The sequence below is a fragment of the Mycobacterium sp. genome (assembly GCF_965229105.1).
Taxonomy (GTDB): domain Bacteria; phylum Actinomycetota; class Actinomycetes; order Mycobacteriales; family Mycobacteriaceae; genus Mycobacterium.
The window spans coordinates 4,588,375-4,604,428 of record NZ_OZ245858.1; the positions used below are offsets into that span (position 1 = coordinate 4,588,375).

The following is a 16,054-nucleotide window of genomic DNA, read 5'->3' on the forward strand; positions in this document are numbered from 1 at the left end:
CGAGTAGCCGACTACTCACGACGCCGGGGTGTAGGTGGAATCACCCTTGGGACAAGGCAGTTCACGTCTGGATCGCGGGACGCGAGCAGATGCGGGAGCTGCCGTCACATCGGCATCCAGCGTGGGAAAGCAGGGGGAACATGAGCGGTATTGTGCGGCGGCCCGGTGTCGTGACCGGGCCGACAGGTGACCGGATGGCCAAGTTTTTGGAGCACTATCCCAAGGCCGACCAGATCTACCTGACCAGCGGTATGGATGGCGACCACGGCGCCGTGTCACACCACTATGGCCTGCAGTATCAAGGGTCGGCGACCGCGGCACTGGATATCGGCGCGGGCAACCCGCCCGATGCCGAACAGATGCGCGACCTGGCGAAATGGTTGTACGACAACTACTCCGAGTACACCGTCGAGTTGATCCACTCGACGCATTTCGCCGACGACGACGGTTTTTACGTCAAGAACCAGAAGAAATACCCGGGCGGGGGCATCTACGGAGGACCGGGCGTGATCGGCCACTTCGACCACATCCACTGGGCGACGTCTGCGGATTTGTTGACCCGCCTCGAACAGAGTGTGGGCGGCGCGCCGGTCACCAACGGACACCGCGCGGCCCACCTGATCTCCCCCGCGGCAGGCGAGCCCGCCGCCTTGGTAGGCATCGCCAATACCGCGCCGGTATGGGGTTGGGATGCCTCCGACTTCGATTGGGGTCGGGGCCAGATGAGTCTCGTCGACGCCCAGCGCGACGGCATCTCCTTTTTCACGCATAAAGCGACCGAGGGCACGACGTGGAAGGCTGACCACTACAAAGAGGCCCTCGAGCGCGCCCGTGACGCCGGCATACCGGTCCTGGGTTCCTATCACTTCCTGTGGCCGGAGAATATCGAGGCGCAGGTGACCGAGTGGATGAACTTCGTCGATGCGCAGACGCCGTGGTGGCGAGATGTCCCCTGGATCTGGCAGATCGATGCCGAAAAGCCCAACGATCACACTCGATTGCCGAATCCTGCCGAGATCGGCCAAGCCGTCGATGCGGTGAAGCGCCGGATGGCATTGCAGGGCACCAGGGGTTATGTCGTGGTTTACGCCCCGCGATGGGCCTACGGCAACACCCTCGGCAGCGGCTATGACATCTGGAACAGCAATTACAACGGATCGGGTTCTCCTCGTCCGTTCAAGGAGCAGTACCAGGGGGTCGGCGACTTTCAGTCGGGCTGGGATCTGATGTCCGGACGCAAACCCCGGATCCTGCAGTTCGCCTCCGACTCCCAGATCGGCACTCAAAAGACCTGCGATGTCAATAAATTCGACGGTGACCTGTACTCCCTGATCCAGTTGTGTGGCCGCGACGCGGGCCGGGTTGGCGCACCTGTGGCCGTCCAGACCACGGAGCGGCTGCTGCCGTATGACCACTCGATCAAGTTCGTCAGGCAGGAGACGGGCTACTTCTGCGGGCCGGCGGCCACCCAGATCGTGCTGAACTCGCGGGGTATCAACATCTCCGAGTGGGATCTCGCCCGCGAGATCGGGACCGACGAGGACGGCACCGACTTTGTCGGTCTGATCGAACGGGTACTCGACCGGCTGGTGCCGGATGCCCAGTACACCTCTGTCGACATGCATGACGATCCGCCGACCGAGGCCCAGCGGAACTCGCTATGGGACAACATCGTTGGGTCGATCGATGCCGGCCACGGCGTGGTGATGAATTGGGTTGCCCCGCCGAACAACTACCCGCGCGGCGTGAAGGGTTCGGTCAATCCGTCCTATCGAGGGGGCACCGTCTTTCACTACGTGGCGTGCATGGGGTACGACAGCAATCCCACATTGCGTGCTCTGTGGATCGCCGACAGTGGCTTCAGTCCGTTCGGCTACTGGGTCAGCTTCGATCAGGTGGCGACGTTGATACCGCCCAAGGCCTACAGCTATGCCACACCGGCGGTGGTGCCCGCCGTGCCGGCGCCACTGGCCGCACCAGCCCCGGCTCCGGTCGCGGTCACGTTGCCAACCGTGATCAGCGTCGCCGATTCACTCGGGGCTGACGGCGCCAGGCCGCGGCGTCTGGAACCGGTGTTCGCCGGCCCCGATGGCGGCCTGTTTGTGCGGATCGCGGCGAACGGCGTCAACGGCGGCGCCGACCCCAACCATCAGTGAACCGAAAACCCATATCCGACAGACGTTTCAACTATCGCTAAGGAAGTGAATCATGCCTGCTGATCAGGATGTTCTCGATAGCATCAACGGTGTGGTGGACGGCAGTCCACGCCCATGGGCGTGGGTCCGGGTCAGGGCCCGCACCGTATTCGGCAATGTCACGAAGAACAAACCGTTCACCCGCGCTGTCGACGGCCGTCTCATCGCCGCGACGACCTCGCAGCTCGACCACGATATCGGCACCAGCGAGCAGGTCAGCTGGCGATATGTCGCGAGCAACGGAATGGTGTTCGACCTCAAAGATTTCATGCTCGTGGCGATCGAGAACCTGATTGCGACAACGGATCCGGCCACCCTGGCCGGCTACGTCGACAAAGCAAGTGAACTGCGGCCCTATCCGGCCGGGTTCGCCGGGGATGTGCCGGGAACATGACCTCCGGATTGTGGCCAGAAATTCTGGCGACCAAAGAAGGCGTGTTCTGGACCCCGGTCGGCACGCTGTTCACCGTCAACGGCACCGCGGAACCCGACCCATTTGGGGCCGGCTTCCCCGGTGACGTGGCCCGCATGCTGATCGACGTCGCCGACGGTATGTGGATCTGGCAACCCATCGGCTATCCGGCGGCCGTATTCCCGATGGGTCCGTCGGTCCAAGCCGGCCGCAGCGAGCTGTGCGCTCAAATCGACCGTCACCCGGGCAATATCGTGATGAGCGGATACAGCCAGGGGGCGATCGTCGTCAATATCGTGTGGCGCGACGATATTCTCAGCCCGGCTGGGTCACTGCACCACCGCAAGGACGACGTCGTCGCGATCCTCAATTTCGGCGATCCGATGCGCTGCCCAGGCATCGCCAACGGCAACAAGGTCACCGGCAGAGCACTACCCGAACCGCTCGACGAGTTCACCACCGGCGGTATCGCGGGGCCGGGGAATCTCACCGAGGACCAGACACCGGACTTCCTGTTGTCCTTCGCCAACGACGGGGATCTCTACGCTGCCGCGCCGACCGGCGACGACCCGTGGCGCCACGAGACGGAAGTCGGCCACAACGAGCGAATTATTTTCGATATGATCCAGAATGCCGATGTGTCAACCATTTTGGCGATCGCCGCCGAGGTCGCCGAAGTGCTCAACAAACCGCTGACCCAGGTCCTGCCGTTGGTCCAGGCCATCATCAACGGGGTGTTGTTCGCCGGCCAGGGATCCAATGCCTCGCATTGGAAATACGGCGGCGATATCGGCCCGGCGGTGCAATACCTGATCACCAAGGGCCATGAGTTGAGGTTGGCCGCACAACTGCAGCTGTAAGAACCCGTCAGAGCATGTCGACAAACAGCTTGTGCACCCGACGGTCGCCGGTCATCTCGGGGTGAAACGACGTCGCCAGCACCGAACCCTGGCGCACCGCCACCGGATGTCCGGCCGCCGTCGCGAGCACCTGCACCGACGGCCCCACCCGCTCCACCCAGGGTGCCCGGATGAACACCGCATGCACCGTCGTATCGAGCCCTTCGAAGGCGATATCGCCTTCGAAGGAGTCGACCTGGCGTCCGAAAGCATTGCGGCGCACCGTGATATCGATACCGCCCAGCGGCAGGGCCTCGCGGCCGGGCACACCGGCATCGACAATCTCCGAGGCCAGCAGGATCATCCCCGCGCATGAGCCGTAGGCAGGCATGCCGTCCGCCAGCCGTGCCCGCAAGGGTTCCAGCAGCTCGAACTCGCGCAACAGATGGCTCATGGCGGTGGATTCACCGCCGGGAATAACCAACGCGTCGACGGAGTCGAGTTCGCCGCGGCGGCGCACCGTCACCGCGTCGGCGCCGGCTTCGCGCAGCGCGGCCAGATGTTCGCGGGTGTCACCCTGCAGAGCAAGTACCCCGACGCGCGCGCTCACTGAGGTTGCGGCGTGTAGCCGCGCTGATACCGGGTCAGACCTTCCTGCATCACCGCTGCGACCATCTCGCCGTCCTGGGTGTAGATCTTGCCCTGGGTCAGCGCGCGGCCCGCGCACGCCGAGGGGGACGTCTGGTCGTAGAGCAGCCATTCGTCGGCCCGGAACGGCCGCATGAACCACAGCGCGTGATCCAATGAGGCGATCATCAGGTGATCCCGTTCGACCGGGTGGTTGACCTGCGCCGACCCCAGCAGCGTGAGGTCACTCATATAGGCCAGGGCGCAGATGTGCAGGACCGGATCGTCGGGCAGCGGATCACGATGGCGGAACCAGACCCGCTGCTGCGACGCCTTGCCCGGGGTCTTCTCCAACTGCTCACGGGGCACCATCCGCAGGTCCCACTCTTCGAATTGGCGAAAGCCCTCGTCTTTGAACAGTCGCAGCGCCCGGATCTCTTCGAGGTCATCAGGGCCCGGACCGATCGGCATCGCGTCCTGGTGGTTGATGCCCTCCTGATCGGTCTGGAACGACGCCGACATCGAGAAGATGGTCTCGCCATGCTGGACGGCACTGACCCGCCGGGTGCAGAACGAGCCTCCGTCGCGCAGCCGCTCGACCAGAAACACCGTGGGGATCTTGGGATCTCCAGGCCGCAGGAAGTACCCGTGCAGCGAGTGCACGATGAACGCCTCATCGACGGTGCGCACCGCCGACACCAGCGACTGGCCGGCCACCAGACCGCCGAAGGTCCGGTTGTTCAGGCCAGGCGCGGCCTCATGCACCTGGCCACGAAAAATGTTGACCTCGAGTTGTTCAAGATCGAGGATCTGTTCGATCGCCATCGGGGCCGGTTACCAGCCGCGCTGAGCGAGTCGGTGCGGCTCCGCGATCTCCTCCACGTTGATACCGACCATGGCCTCGCCCAGCCCGCGTGACACCTTGGCCAACACGTCGGGGTCGTCGTAGAACGTGGTGGCCTTGACGATGGCCGCCGCCCGCTGTGCCGGGTCGCCGGATTTGAAGATCCCTGATCCGACGAACACTCCCTCGGCCCCGAGCTGCATCATCATCGCGGCATCGGCCGGGGTGGCGATGCCGCCCGCGGTGAACAAGGTGACCGGCAATTTGCCTGCCCGGGCCACCTCGACGACCAGGTCATAGGGCGCCTGGAGTTCCTTGGCGGCCACATACAGCTCGTCCTCGCTCAGCGAACTGAGCCGACGCAACTCACCGCCGATGGCACGCATGTGTGTGGTGGCGTTCGACACGTCACCGGTGCCGGCCTCACCTTTGGAGCGGATCATCGCCGCGCCCTCGGTGATCCGGCGCAGCGCCTCACCCAGGTTGGTGGCACCGCACACGAACGGCGCGGTGAATTTCCACTTATCGATGTGGTGGGCATAGTCGGCGGGGGTGAGCACTTCGGACTCGTCGATGTAATCGACGCCGAGGCTCTGCAGGATCTGGGCCTCCACGAAATGCCCGATCCGGGCCTTGGCCATCACCGGAATGGTGACCGCGGCGATGATGCTCTCGATCATGTCGGGGTCGCTCATCCGCGATACCCCGCCCTGAGCGCGGATATCAGCCGGGACGCGCTCCAGCGCCATGACGGCGACGGCACCGGCCGCCTCGGCAATGCGGGCCTGCTCTGCAGTGACGACGTCCATGATGACGCCGCCCTTGAGCATTTCCGCCATACCGCGTTTGACGCGGGAAGTTCCGGTCTGACCGCTGCCGGCCGATCCGTTCGAATGCGCGGCGGTGTTCACTGCTATCTCTCCTTGTATTGGTATCAAGCAGTCTAGTGGTGAACACCAAGCCAGCTTTACCGCTGGTCAGTCAACGGCCTAGTGGATACTCAACAGCTGCTGTTGCGTCCCGATAACCGTGGCGGCCTCCCGGTGACCGGCCACCTCGTCGGCCTTCTGTTGGGCAGCGGCCAGCAACTCCCCGAGTTGCAGCGGGTACACCGTTTCACCGGCCGCGGCCAACGCGGCGATGGTGTCGGCGTCACACCAGCGATGCCCGTGGATGTACCGCTGTTCGAGATCGGTGTAGCCGTCGGCCGACGGTTCGAAATGGGTGGTCCGGAATACGAAGAAGAACTCCTGGCTGCGCACGACGGAACCGTTGAAGTCGAGCACCGCGTCGCGGCGCCAGATCGGCCCGATCAGGTCGGCGGGATCAGCGCATAAGCCGGTCTCTTCTGCGAGTTCGCGCACGGCGGCCTGACCGAGACGTTCCCCGTCGAGTGCCTGACCGCCCACGGTGAACCACCATCTGCGGGCGGCGCCGTCGGCGATCGCCGGGTCCGAGCCGCAGAGCAGCAGCACCCGGCCTGCTTCGTCGAGCAGCACCACCCGCGCCGAGGTTCGCAGGTCGGTGGAATACGGATCGTGAGTGGCCAGATCGGTCTGGAAGGGCCGTTCGGCGATCTCGAAATAGGTCGGCAGCGGGGCCCGGCCACCGAGCCGCAGCAACCGGACAGCGGGCCTCTCCCGCAGCGCGAGCGTGTCGCGGACAGCATCGTTGTGAAACCGGCGGCCCAGCAGCACCCTGGCTTCGGCGTCGGCCAATTCGGCGACCAACCCGGCAGGCAGCCGTGCCACATCGACCGCGGCCAGTGCTGCCGACAGCTCGTTCTCCGCGGTCTCCCGCGATGTGCGCGGCGCGCGTTCGGCGGCGGCGGCCAACGCGGTCAGCGTCCGGCCCTGCGGTACCCCGCTGTAAGCGTCGACAGCGACCGCGCGGGCCACGACCGCCCGGCGGGCCAGTGCCCCGTCGAGCGCTTGCCAGGACAGGTCATAGCGGACGTGCAGGCGGTCGAGGCGGTTCGCCGTCTGATAGGCCCACGCACCGACGATGGCCACGAACAAGACGATGACGACCGCAAGCGCGATCAGCCACCCCATCAGCTCGCCACCTGCACTTTGGCTCCAGAGCCTGCCACCGTCTCGTAGACCCGCATGATCTGCCGCGCGACCACCGGCCAGTCGTAGCGTTGAACCGCTTCGGTGGCGGTGTCGACGTAGCGTTTTCTGGCGGCCTCATCTCCCAGAACACTGATCAACGCCGCACCGAGTGCTGCGGAATCATCCACCGGCACCAGGCATCCGGCGGCACCATCGAGAAGCACCCGTCGAAACGCATCCAGATCGCTGGCCACCACCGGGGTGCCTGCGGCCATCGCCTCGACGAGCACGATACCGAAACTCTCCCCCCCGGTGTTTGGTGCACAGTACACATCGGCACTGCGCATCGCCGATGCCTTCTGCGCGTCGTCGACCTGCCCGAGGAAACGCAGGTGATGCGCCAATTCACCTGCCTCTTCACATAATTCGTCCTGATCGCCGCGGCCCACCACCAGGAGCTCGATATCGGGGAAGTGCGCGACCAGTTGGGGTAGCGCCCCCAGTAACACCGCCATGCCCTTGCGCGGTTCGTCGAAGCGGCCAAGGAACAACACCGATTTACCGTCGCGCGGATACCCATCGAGCAGGGGCGCGCCGGCGATCGCCGGAACGTCCACCCCGTTGGGAATCTCGACGGCGTCGGAGCCCAGCGCCTCCATCTGCCAGCGCCTGGCCAGATCAGAAACGGCGATCCGGCCGACAATCTTCTCGTGCCAGGGTCGCAATATTCCCTGAAACACGCTCAGCGTCAACGATTTTGTGGTCGAGGTGTGAAAGGTCGCCACGATCGGGCCCTCAGCGATCATCAAGGCCAACATGGACAGGCTCGGTGCATTCGGTTCGTGCAGGTGCAGTACGTCGAACTCCCCCTCGGCGAGCCACCGCTTGACCTTGCGGTGCGTTGCCGGCCCGAAGCGCAGCCGCGCGACCGACCCGTTGTACGGGATGGGTACCGCTTTACCGCCGGAGACGACGTAGTCGGGGAGATCGACATGGGGTGAGCTCGGCGCCAGCACACTGACGTGATGGCCTCGGCTTCGCATCACCTCGGCGAGTTGCAACACGTGCGACTGGACGCCGCCGGGTACGTCGAAGGAATACGGACACACCATGCCGATGCGCATTACGGGTCGACTTCCCGCAGCCGGGCGCGCTTTTCCTCGGACAGATCGGCCAGCCATTGCGGCTGCAGCATGTGCCAATCCGCTGGGTGCGCGGCGATCCCGGCGGCGAAGCTGTCCGCCAGCGCCTGGGTGATGACCCGGACGTCGCCGGAGCCGGTATCGCGCGGCCCTGACACGTCGAAAACCCAACTGTCTTCGGTGTTGTAGCAGTGCACCGGCAGCAGCGCGGCGCCGGTTTCGATGGCCAGTTTCGCCGCGCCCGCGGGCATCAAGGTGGATTCGCCGAAGAAGTCCACCTCGACGCCCTTGCGGGTCAGATCGCGTTCTGCCATCAAACAGATGATCTTGTTATTGCGCAGTCGTTCGGCCAACACCTCGAAGGGCGGGCGCGCTCCCCCGGTCAGCGGCAGCATCTCGAAGCCGAGGGTTTCGCGGTAGTCGATGAACCGCTGATACAGGGACTCAGGCTTGAGCCGTTCGGCGACGGTGGTGAACGGACCGTAATGCTGCACCACCCAGACGCCGGCCATATCCCAGTTCCCGCTGTGCGGCAGCGCCAGGATGGCGCCGTGTCCGGCGGCCAGTGCATCGTCGATGTACGTGCGATTAAGCAGGCACGGCTCGATCCGTGGGGCCAGCTTCGCCATATCCATCGATGGCAGGCGAAATGCCTCCCGCCAGTACCGGGCGTAGGAGGCCAGCGAGTCGCGGATCAGCGCAGCGGGCACGTCCGCCGGCGGCACGCCGAGGACCCGAGCGAGGTTCTTGCGCAGCTGCTGGGGCCCACCGTTACGTGAGGCGAACAGCGCGCCTGCATCGAAGGCGTTGCGGGCAGCGAACTCTGGCATGGCACGCACCATCTGCCAGCCCGCCGCATAACCCCAGTCGCTGAACCGCTCGGTCAGCGGCACCGACGGGACCGCCATCAGGCCTCGCCCTCGGGGTTGTCCGCCCGCTGATCGGCAGGTGCGCTCGCCGACGGCAGCCGATCCATCGCACCCGGGGATACCCGCACGCTGTGCAGCCGCTGGGCCAGCGTGACCAGGCTGGCGATCGCCAACAGCCACATCGCCCCTTCAAGCAGCCACGGCACATGCAGGAACCAGACCCCGGACAGGCCGGCGCCGGTCAACGCGATGACCAGGCGTTCTGGGCGTTCGATCAAGCCGCCGTCGCCGCGCAGCCCGCTGGCCTCAGCCCTGGCCTTGATATACGAGATCACCTGCGAAGTGACCAGACAGATCATGATCGCGACCACCAGCGAGGTGCTGCGGACGCCGAACGCCGCCCACCACAGCAGGCCGCAGAAGATCGCCCCGTCACCGATCCGGTCACAGGTGGCATCGAGTACAGCTCCGAACGCCGTACCGCCGCCGCGCTGGCGGGCCATCGCTCCGTCGAGCATGTCGGCCAGTACGAAGATGCACACAGCGAAGGCGCCCCACCACAGTTGCCCGATCGGGAACAACGTCAGCGCTGCGACGACGGTGCCCGCGGTACCGATGATGGTGATGCTGTCGGGGGTGAACCCGGCCCGCAGCGCGGCCTTGGCCAGCGGGCCGCTCAGCTTGGCGTAGGCGGCCCTGGTGAAGACGTAGAAATCACTCACGGCTGCGCTGCCCATTCGGTCGCCAGCAGTGTGCGGGTGTCCCGCAGCAGCTGCGGAATGATCTTCGCGTCGCCGATGATGGTGATGAAGTTGGCGTCACCGCCCCAGCGCGGCACCACATGCATGTGCAGGTGTTCGGCGAGTGATCCGCCCGCCGACTTACCGAGATTGAGGCCGACGTTGAAGCCGTGTGGTCGCGATACCACCTTCATCACCCGAATCGCCTTCTGTGCGAACGCCATCAGCTCTGCGCTCTCCGCCTCGGTGAGGTCCTCCAGCTCAGAGACCCGCCGGTACGGCACGACCATCAGATGCCCGGGGTTGTACGGATAGAGGTTCAGCACGGCGTACACCAGCTCACCGCGAGCCACCACCAGGCCATCCTCATCGGGCATCAACGGGATATCGGTGAACGGCTCGCCGGGTGCCCCGGCGTCGCCTGCGTCACGCTTCATCGGAGACTCGGCGATATAGCTCATCCGGTGCGGCGTCCACAGCCGCTGCAGGTGGTCGGGATCACCGGCGCCCCGATCAACGAGGGCGTCGGGCGTGTCATTCTCCCGGGCCTGCTCTTCGCTCACGTCGCGTTGCCCACTGTGATCAATTCGGCTGTCGGCGCGGCATTCTGGCGATCGGCAAGCCATTTCACGATGATCGCGACCGCCTCATCGCGTGGCACCCCGTTAATCTGGGTGCGGTCACCGAAGCGGAAGCTCACCGCACCGGCCTCGACGTCACGCTCACCCGCGAGCAGCATGAATGGCACCTTCTGGTTGGTCTGGTTGACGATCTTCTTCGCCATCCGGTCATCGCTGGCATCGACCTCGACCCGCACACCGTGCGACTTCAGCTGTGCGGCAACATCGTCCAGATACGGAACGAAGGCATCCGCAACGGGGATACCGACCACCTGTACGGGCGCCAGCCAGGCCGGGAAGGCACCGGCGTAATGCTCGGTGAGTACCCCGAAGAACCGTTCGATGGAACCGAACAGCGCCCGGTGGATCAGCACCGGGCGTTGCCGGGTGCCATCGGCGGCGGTGTACTCCAACTCGAAGCGTTCGGGCATGTTGAAGTCCAGCTGGATGGTCGACATCTGCCAGGTCCGCCCGAGGGCATCCTTGACCTGTACCGAGATCTTCGGGCCGTAGAAGGCCGCCCCGCCCGGATCGGGCACCAGGTCAAGACCGGAGGCCTCGGCGACTTCACGCAACGTGTCGGTGGCCTCGTCCCACATGTCGTCGGAGCCGACGGACTTCTCCAGATCCCTGGTGGACAGCTCCAGGTAGTAGTCGTCGAGCCCGTAGTCGGCCAGCAGGTCCAGGACGAACCGCAGCAGCGAGGAGAGCTCGTCGCGCATCTGCTCGCGCGTGGTGTAGATATGCGCGTCGTCCTGGGTCATCCCGCGAACCCGGGTCAGGCCGTGGATCACCCCGGACTTCTCGTAGCGGTACACCGAGCCGAACTCGAAGAGCCGCAACGGAAGTTCGCGATAGGACCGGCCCCGCGCCCGGTAGATCAGGTGGTGCATGGGGCAGTTCATCGGCTTGAGGTAGTAGTTCTGCCCTGGTTTGCGCAGGGTGCCGTCATCGTCGTATTCGGCGTCGATGTGCATCGGCGGGAACATGCCGTCGGCGTACCACTCCAGATGCCCGGAGGTGACGTAGAGATGTTCCTTGGTGATGTGCGGAGTGTTGACGAACTGGTAGCCCGCCTGCTCGTGTTTGCGCCGCGAATAGTCCTCCAGCTCGCGCCGGATGATGCCGCCCTTGGGATGGAACACCGGCAGTCCGGAGCCCAATTCGTCAGGGAAGCTGAACAAGTCGAGTTCGACGCCGAGCTTGCGGTGGTCGCGGCGCTGCGCCTCTTCGATCAGCAGCAGGTGGCGGTCGAGCGCTTCCTGAGATTCCCAGGCGGTGCCGTAGATGCGTTGCAGACTGGCGTTGTTCTGATCGCCCCGCCAGTACGCGGCCGAGCTTCGGGTCAGCTTGAACGCCGGGATATAGCGGGTGGTCGGGATATGCGGGCCCCGACACAAATCACCCCAAATGCGTTCGCGGGTGCGGGGATTGAGGTTGTCGTAGGCAGTGAGTTCATCACCGCCGACCTCCATCACGTCCGGGTCGCCGGATTTGTCATCGACGAGCTCAAGTTTGAACGGCTCATCGGCGAGTTCCTCGCGGGCTTGGTCTTTGCTCTCGTACACCCGCCGGGAGAACAGCTGACCGTCCTTGACGATCTTGGCCATCCGCTTCTCCAGCGCAGCCAGGTCCTCGGGGGTGAACGGCTTGGCCACCGCGAAGTCGTAGTAGAAACCGTCGGTGATGGGTGGGCCGATTCCGAGCTTGGTGCCGGGGAAGAGTTCCTGCACGGCCTGGGCCAGCACATGCGCCGCCGAATGCCGGATGACGCTGCGCCCGGCGTCGGTATTGGCGCCGACCGGGGTGACCTCGGCGTCACTGTCGGGGACCCAGGACAAGTCACGCAGGGTGCCGTCCTCGGTGGCGACCACGACGACGGCGTCGGGCTCACCCCTGCTGGGCAGGCCTGCTTCGCGAACCGCTGCGCCCGCCGTCGTCCCGGCAGGAACCCGGAGAAGGGCTGCTGGGGCGGGGTGTGCTGGGGCGCTCATCGAGTGGTCTCCATACGGTGTCGGTGGCTATGCGGTGGATGCGGTCTGATTACACCGCGAACGCGACCATGCTATCGGTGCCCCCACCCCTGACCCCAGGCGAGGCGATGGGCACCAATCCGAGGAACTAGCCCGACGCCAGGGGACTCTTGAGCCACGGCCAGTCAACACCGAACAGCGCGGCGATCCAACCGAGGGCACCGAAGACCCACAACGTGGCCACCACGACCGCTGCGGTCACCGCCACACCGAGTACCTGCACCCAGCGGCCCTGTCGGCCGAACCACGCCATCACCTTGTCGTAGCGTTCGCGAACGTGAGCCAGCAGGCGGCGAGCCCAGTCGAACTCGGTGGCCAGGATGCCGAGCCCGATGAACACGATCGCCCAGCCGGGACCCGGGTACGGGATGGCCACGATGCCGACGGCGAGCACGGCGAGCCCGACGACACCGACCACGATCCGGTAGGTGAGGTCGACGACTCGACGGTCGCGCAGGGTGTCGCGCCACCGCGCCCACCGTCGCGGTACCGCCTTAACCCGTTCTTTCATGGCTGCCCGGGCTTCAACATGACGAACAGCGCCTCACCCTCGGTGAGCACGGTGCCCTCGTCAGATAACACCACCTCGACGAAAATCTTGCGGCCCTCCACTCTGGCGACCCCGGCGTCGAGCTGCAGGGTCTTCTCAATCGGAACGATCTTGCGGTAGTTCAGATGTAGGAATGCGGTGCGCTGATACCGGCTGTCGGTCAGCAGCACGGACGTCAACCCGAGGATGGAATCGAACAGCAATGCGATAGCCCCGCCGTGTGCGGCGCCATTGCGGCCGAGGTGGTAGCGGCTGAACCGGGCCGAGCCGCGGATCCGTCCAGCCGATCCAGCTTCTGGGGTCAGGGCCACATTCATTGGCACATTGAGAATGCCGCCGCGATTGGGCAGGTCGTAGCGCCGGCCTGACGGCGATGACCACTCGTCGGCGTCGTAGGGGGCGAGCAGCGCCGACAGCTTCTCCAGAAGCTCCGCGGCTTCGGTGATCACCTCGTCGGGAGCGTCGACAGCGCGGGCGTGGTCCTGCAGCGTGCGCACACCGGCGATGAAGCGGCCGTAGTCAGGTCCGCCCTTGTCCGTCGCGGTCGGGGCGTTGAAACCGCCACCGGTATGTACCTCGACGTCATCAGTGCCCACCCCAACACCGTATGGGCACAGCAGCCGGGTTGCCCAACCGACTCAGGCCCCGGCGGCCGACAGCGTCTCGAACTCCTGGTCCGACAGCGTGATTTCGGCGGCGGCCACATTCTCGTCGAGATGCGCGACCTTGGACGTACCGGGAATCGGCAGCATCACCGGAGAGCGCTTCAGCAGCCACGCCAACGCCAGCTGTGACGGACTGGCGTGATGATCTGCGGCGATCTTCTGCAGCGGCCCGTCCGCGGCCGCCAACGGGCCTGCCGCCAGCGGGAACCACGGGATGAAGGCGATGCCCTCTGCCGCGACCGCGTCCAGCAGCGGTTCGGACTGCCGCACCGTCAGGTTGTACATGTTCTGCACTGACGCGATGGGCGTCACCTGCTGCGCCGCCTTGAGCTCGTCGACGCCGATTTCGGAGAGCCCGATATGGCGGATCTTGCCCTCCTGCTGCAGCGCGGCGAGCTCACCGACCTGATCGGCCAGCGGGTAATCCGGGTCGATGCGGTGCAGCTGGAACAGGTCGATGGTGTCCAGGCCGAGCCTGCGCAGGGCTGTCTCGACTTCCTGCCGCAGGTACGCGGGCTTACCGAGGGAGACCCACACATCGGGCCCGGTCCGCAACAACCCGGCCTTGGTCGCGATGACCAGATCATCGGGGTACGGGTGCAGCGCTTCACGGATGAGCTCTTCGGAGTAATACGGCCCATAGGAGTCCGCGGTGTCGATGAAGTTGACCCCGAGTTCGACGGCCCGCCGCAGGACGCGGATACATTCGTCGTGATCGGCGGGCGGGCCCCAGATACCGGGGCCCGTCAACCGCATCGCCCCGAATCCGAGGCGGTTGACGGTGAGGTCACCGCCGAGGGTGACGGTGCCGGATGCTTGTGCGACCGAAGATGTGCTCACGGGTAAAACCGTACGCCCGAGACCTGGAGGCTGACTGGTGAAACTGTGCGACCTTGACGGGTTACCGCTGACCTATGCCGAGGTGGGCGCGACCGATGCGTTACCCGATGACGATATCGGCCGGTTGCAGGAGTATCACCACGCCCACGAGGCGGCCCGAATCGGTAGTGGCCGAGCATGTTTCGAACAAGCCGGCACCGCTGTGATGCGGTACGGCATGCTGCGCGGCGCGGGTGTTCGGGTGACGGCAAGCACCGAGGTCGCACAGGTCGGGACCTTGGTACTAGGCCGACTCGGACCCATCTGGGCGCCGTGCCGGGTGGTCTATGTCGTCGACGAGCCGAACCGGCGCGGTTTCGCCTACGGCACCCTGCCCGGCCACGCCGAGGCCGGTGAGGAGTATTTCGGTGTCCGCTACGACCCGGCCAGCGAATCGGTCTACGCCGAGGTGACAGCGTTTTCCCGGCCGAACACGTGGTGGAGCAAAGCCGGCGCGCCGGTCGCCGCCCTGGTGCAGCGGGTCGTCACGAAGCGATACCTGCGGGCGCTGTAGGAGTCAACGCACGCCTGGCCGCGACTTCGATCTGATACGACAACACGGCCAGCATGAACAGACCGATGGACATGTTCAGCAGTGCACCGAAACCCTCGGTGGCAAAGTCGACCAGCGCGTTGAGGAACGTGAAGATCAGGGCCGCGATGCGCAGCCAACGCAGCGGCCAGATCTTGTCGGTGCGGCGGCGGGCGATCATCGCCGGTAGCGCCAGCGCAGCCGTCAGCACCGCGCTGATCAGCAGGATCAACGAGGCCGGGCTCATGCCGTCGAGTTGCACCGTCACCGAGTGGTCGTCATAGAGGTAGCCGCCGAGCACAATTCCCAGTGCCCCGGAGATCACCCCGGCCAGCGCGCCAAGCACCATCAGCCAACCGACGATCGTCACCCAACGCGGGCTGCGAAAGAACCCGGGAATCAGCCGGGGCACCCATTGACGCAGCCGATACAACTTGTCCCCAGCTGGGTCTGCCGATTTCAGCAGCGCCTCGACGTCGTCGACGTCGGACTGGTCCGCCCCACCGGCGCGGGCCTGCTCGATCAGCAGCAGCCCGATCTGGCGCCGGTGTTCAGCGAGCCCGCGGGCCACCCCGTCGGCGGCGATGGCCGCGGCCGAGGCCAGGCATTCCCTGGCCGAGAGTGGCCGGAAGTCCCGCACCACCCGCGCGCCCACCAGGATGATCACCACCAGGATGTACATGATCTCCGCGGACGGACCGTAGAAATAGTCGTTGTCCTTGGTGACGAACTTGCCGACCTCGTCGAGGAACAGCCCGAACCCGATACCGCCCATCACGATGGCCACGATCCGGGTGCCGAAACCGAGCGTCAACCAGCCGATGATCAGCGCCAGCATCATCAGTGCGCCGCCGTATAGCGCGTGCGCGATATGCAGGTCACCGCCACCGATCTGCGGATATCCCGTCAGCTCCAGGTACAGCCGGGTGACAAGGATGGTGGCGATCGCGATCAGGACGAACGCCTCCGCGGCGCTGGGGCCGGTGGCATCGCGGGTGATCGCACCGCGGTGTTCGCGGGTGGGGCTGTCCATCCGCGAACTGTATTCGGTGC

General features: G+C 65.4%; 17 protein-coding genes. 4 read left to right on the forward strand and 13 right to left on the reverse strand.

The annotated features are described in order from the left end of the window. The first annotated feature begins 140 nt into the window (after positions 1–140). Genes ADBZ9O_RS21330 through ADBZ9O_RS21340 form a run of 3 tightly spaced genes read left to right on the forward strand, consistent with a single transcriptional unit; the run spans position 141 to position 3,467 of the window. Positions 141–2,156: a C39 family peptidase gene (locus tag ADBZ9O_RS21330; RefSeq protein ID WP_526524914.1), complete on the forward strand. Its 2,016-nt coding sequence runs from the start codon at positions 141–143 to the stop codon at positions 2,154–2,156. A gap of 52 nt (positions 2,157–2,208) precedes the next feature. Next, the gene (locus ADBZ9O_RS21335) at positions 2,209–2,589 is read left to right on the forward strand and encodes a hypothetical protein (protein ID WP_526524915.1); all 381 of its coding nucleotides are present in this window, start codon (positions 2,209–2,211) and stop codon (positions 2,587–2,589) included. Further along, positions 2,586–3,467, forward strand: coding sequence for a hypothetical protein (locus tag ADBZ9O_RS21340; RefSeq protein ID WP_526524916.1), 882 nt, complete (start codon positions 2,586–2,588; stop codon positions 3,465–3,467). Before ADBZ9O_RS21335 ends, ADBZ9O_RS21340 begins: the two co-directional genes overlap by 4 nt. 7 nt (positions 3,468–3,474) lie before the next feature. Here ADBZ9O_RS21340 and pdxT read toward each other — a convergent pair whose 3' ends face one another. The 12 genes from pdxT to ADBZ9O_RS21400 form a co-directional block, all read right to left on the reverse strand. Further along, a complete protein-coding gene (pdxT, locus tag ADBZ9O_RS21345; protein WP_526524917.1) occupies positions 3,475–4,056 on the reverse strand; it encodes a pyridoxal 5'-phosphate synthase glutaminase subunit PdxT in 582 nt (193 codons plus the stop codon). Beyond that, positions 4,053–4,898: an acyl-CoA thioesterase II gene (gene tesB / locus ADBZ9O_RS21350; RefSeq protein WP_526524918.1), complete on the reverse strand. Its 846-nt coding sequence runs from the start codon at positions 4,896–4,898 to the stop codon at positions 4,053–4,055. Before tesB ends, pdxT begins: the two co-directional genes overlap by 4 nt. Positions 4,899–4,907: 9 nt before the next feature. Beyond that, entirely contained in the window at positions 4,908–5,756 is an 849-nt protein-coding gene (gene pdxS / locus ADBZ9O_RS21355) for a pyridoxal 5'-phosphate synthase lyase subunit PdxS (protein WP_526533362.1), read from the reverse strand. Between the two features lie 150 nt (positions 5,757–5,906). Further along, positions 5,907–6,971 carry an NUDIX hydrolase gene (locus ADBZ9O_RS21360; RefSeq protein ID WP_526524919.1) on the reverse strand — a complete coding sequence of 355 codons (1,065 nt, stop codon included), beginning with the start codon at positions 6,969–6,971 and terminating at the stop codon, positions 5,907–5,909. Beyond that, on the reverse strand, positions 6,971–8,095 hold the full coding sequence (locus ADBZ9O_RS21365; protein WP_526524920.1) for a glycosyltransferase family 4 protein: 1,125 nt from the start codon (positions 8,093–8,095) through the stop codon (positions 6,971–6,973). Before ADBZ9O_RS21365 ends, ADBZ9O_RS21360 begins: the two co-directional genes overlap by 1 nt. Continuing rightward, positions 8,095–9,021 (reverse strand): phosphatidylinositol mannoside acyltransferase, encoded by a 927-nt coding sequence (locus ADBZ9O_RS21370; RefSeq protein ID WP_526524921.1) that lies wholly within the window; start codon positions 9,019–9,021, stop codon positions 8,095–8,097. Before ADBZ9O_RS21370 ends, ADBZ9O_RS21365 begins: the two co-directional genes overlap by 1 nt. Beyond that, entirely contained in the window at positions 9,021–9,704 is a 684-nt protein-coding gene (pgsA, locus tag ADBZ9O_RS21375; protein WP_526524922.1) for a phosphatidylinositol phosphate synthase, read from the reverse strand. Before pgsA ends, ADBZ9O_RS21370 begins: the two co-directional genes overlap by 1 nt. Further along, entirely contained in the window at positions 9,701–10,285 is a 585-nt protein-coding gene (locus ADBZ9O_RS21380) for an ATP adenylyltransferase (protein ID WP_526524923.1), read from the reverse strand. Before ADBZ9O_RS21380 ends, pgsA begins: the two co-directional genes overlap by 4 nt. After that, complete coding sequence (thrS, locus tag ADBZ9O_RS21385) at positions 10,282–12,336, reverse strand: threonine--tRNA ligase (protein ID WP_526524924.1); 2,055 nt, start codon at positions 12,334–12,336, stop codon at positions 10,282–10,284. The genes ADBZ9O_RS21380 and thrS overlap by 4 nt, the downstream gene beginning before the upstream one ends. A 127-nt stretch (positions 12,337–12,463) precedes the next feature. Next, positions 12,464–12,886 carry a TIGR02611 family protein gene (locus tag ADBZ9O_RS21390; RefSeq protein ID WP_526524925.1) on the reverse strand — a complete coding sequence of 141 codons (423 nt, stop codon included), beginning with the start codon at positions 12,884–12,886 and terminating at the stop codon, positions 12,464–12,466. Next, positions 12,883–13,545, reverse strand: a complete 663-nt coding sequence (locus tag ADBZ9O_RS21395) for a PaaI family thioesterase (RefSeq protein ID WP_526533364.1) — start codon at positions 13,543–13,545, stop codon at positions 12,883–12,885. The genes ADBZ9O_RS21390 and ADBZ9O_RS21395 overlap by 4 nt, the downstream gene beginning before the upstream one ends. 18 nt (positions 13,546–13,563) lie before the next feature. Next, positions 13,564–14,430: an aldo/keto reductase gene (locus ADBZ9O_RS21400; RefSeq protein ID WP_526524926.1), complete on the reverse strand. Its 867-nt coding sequence runs from the start codon at positions 14,428–14,430 to the stop codon at positions 13,564–13,566. A gap of 37 nt (positions 14,431–14,467) precedes the next feature. Here ADBZ9O_RS21400 and ADBZ9O_RS21405 point away from each other — a divergent pair, with 37 nt between their 5' ends. Next, positions 14,468–14,983: a DUF1990 domain-containing protein gene (locus ADBZ9O_RS21405; RefSeq protein ID WP_526524927.1), complete on the forward strand. Its 516-nt coding sequence runs from the start codon at positions 14,468–14,470 to the stop codon at positions 14,981–14,983. On the opposite strand, the gene ADBZ9O_RS21410 is transcribed toward ADBZ9O_RS21405, so the two are convergent. Beyond that, positions 14,955–16,034, reverse strand: a complete 1,080-nt coding sequence (locus ADBZ9O_RS21410) for a hypothetical protein (protein ID WP_526524928.1) — start codon at positions 16,032–16,034, stop codon at positions 14,955–14,957. The genes ADBZ9O_RS21405 and ADBZ9O_RS21410 overlap by 29 nt on opposite strands. Positions 16,035–16,054: the final 20 nt, after the last annotated feature.

What these genes read in the sequence shown, in the direction of transcription:
- ADBZ9O_RS21330 (WP_526524914.1), top strand. Translation starts at nt 141, where the DNA reads ATGAGCGGTATTGTGCGGCGGCCCGGTGTCGTGACCGGGCCGACAGGT.
- ADBZ9O_RS21335 (WP_526524915.1), top strand. Translation starts at nt 2,209, where the DNA reads ATGCCTGCTGATCAGGATGTTCTCGATAGCATCAACGGTGTGGTGGAC.
- ADBZ9O_RS21340 (WP_526524916.1), top strand. Translation starts at nt 2,586, where the DNA reads ATGACCTCCGGATTGTGGCCAGAAATTCTGGCGACCAAAGAAGGCGTG.
- tesB (WP_526524918.1), bottom strand. Translation starts at nt 4,898, where the DNA reads ATGGCGATCGAACAGATCCTCGATCTTGAACAACTCGAGGTCAACATT.
- pdxS (WP_526533362.1), bottom strand. Translation starts at nt 5,756, where the DNA reads ATGGCGGAAATGCTCAAGGGCGGCGTCATCATGGACGTCGTCACTGCA.
- ADBZ9O_RS21360 (WP_526524919.1), bottom strand. Translation starts at nt 6,971, where the DNA reads ATGGGGTGGCTGATCGCGCTTGCGGTCGTCATCGTCTTGTTCGTGGCC.
- ADBZ9O_RS21365 (WP_526524920.1), bottom strand. Translation starts at nt 8,095, where the DNA reads ATGCGCATCGGCATGGTGTGTCCGTATTCCTTCGACGTACCCGGCGGC.
- ADBZ9O_RS21370 (WP_526524921.1), bottom strand. Translation starts at nt 9,021, where the DNA reads ATGGCGGTCCCGTCGGTGCCGCTGACCGAGCGGTTCAGCGACTGGGGT.
- thrS (WP_526524924.1), bottom strand. Translation starts at nt 12,336, where the DNA reads ATGAGCGCCCCAGCACACCCCGCCCCAGCAGCCCTTCTCCGGGTTCCT.
- ADBZ9O_RS21390 (WP_526524925.1), bottom strand. Translation starts at nt 12,886, where the DNA reads ATGAAAGAACGGGTTAAGGCGGTACCGCGACGGTGGGCGCGGTGGCGC.
- ADBZ9O_RS21410 (WP_526524928.1), bottom strand. Translation starts at nt 16,034, where the DNA reads ATGGACAGCCCCACCCGCGAACACCGCGGTGCGATCACCCGCGATGCC.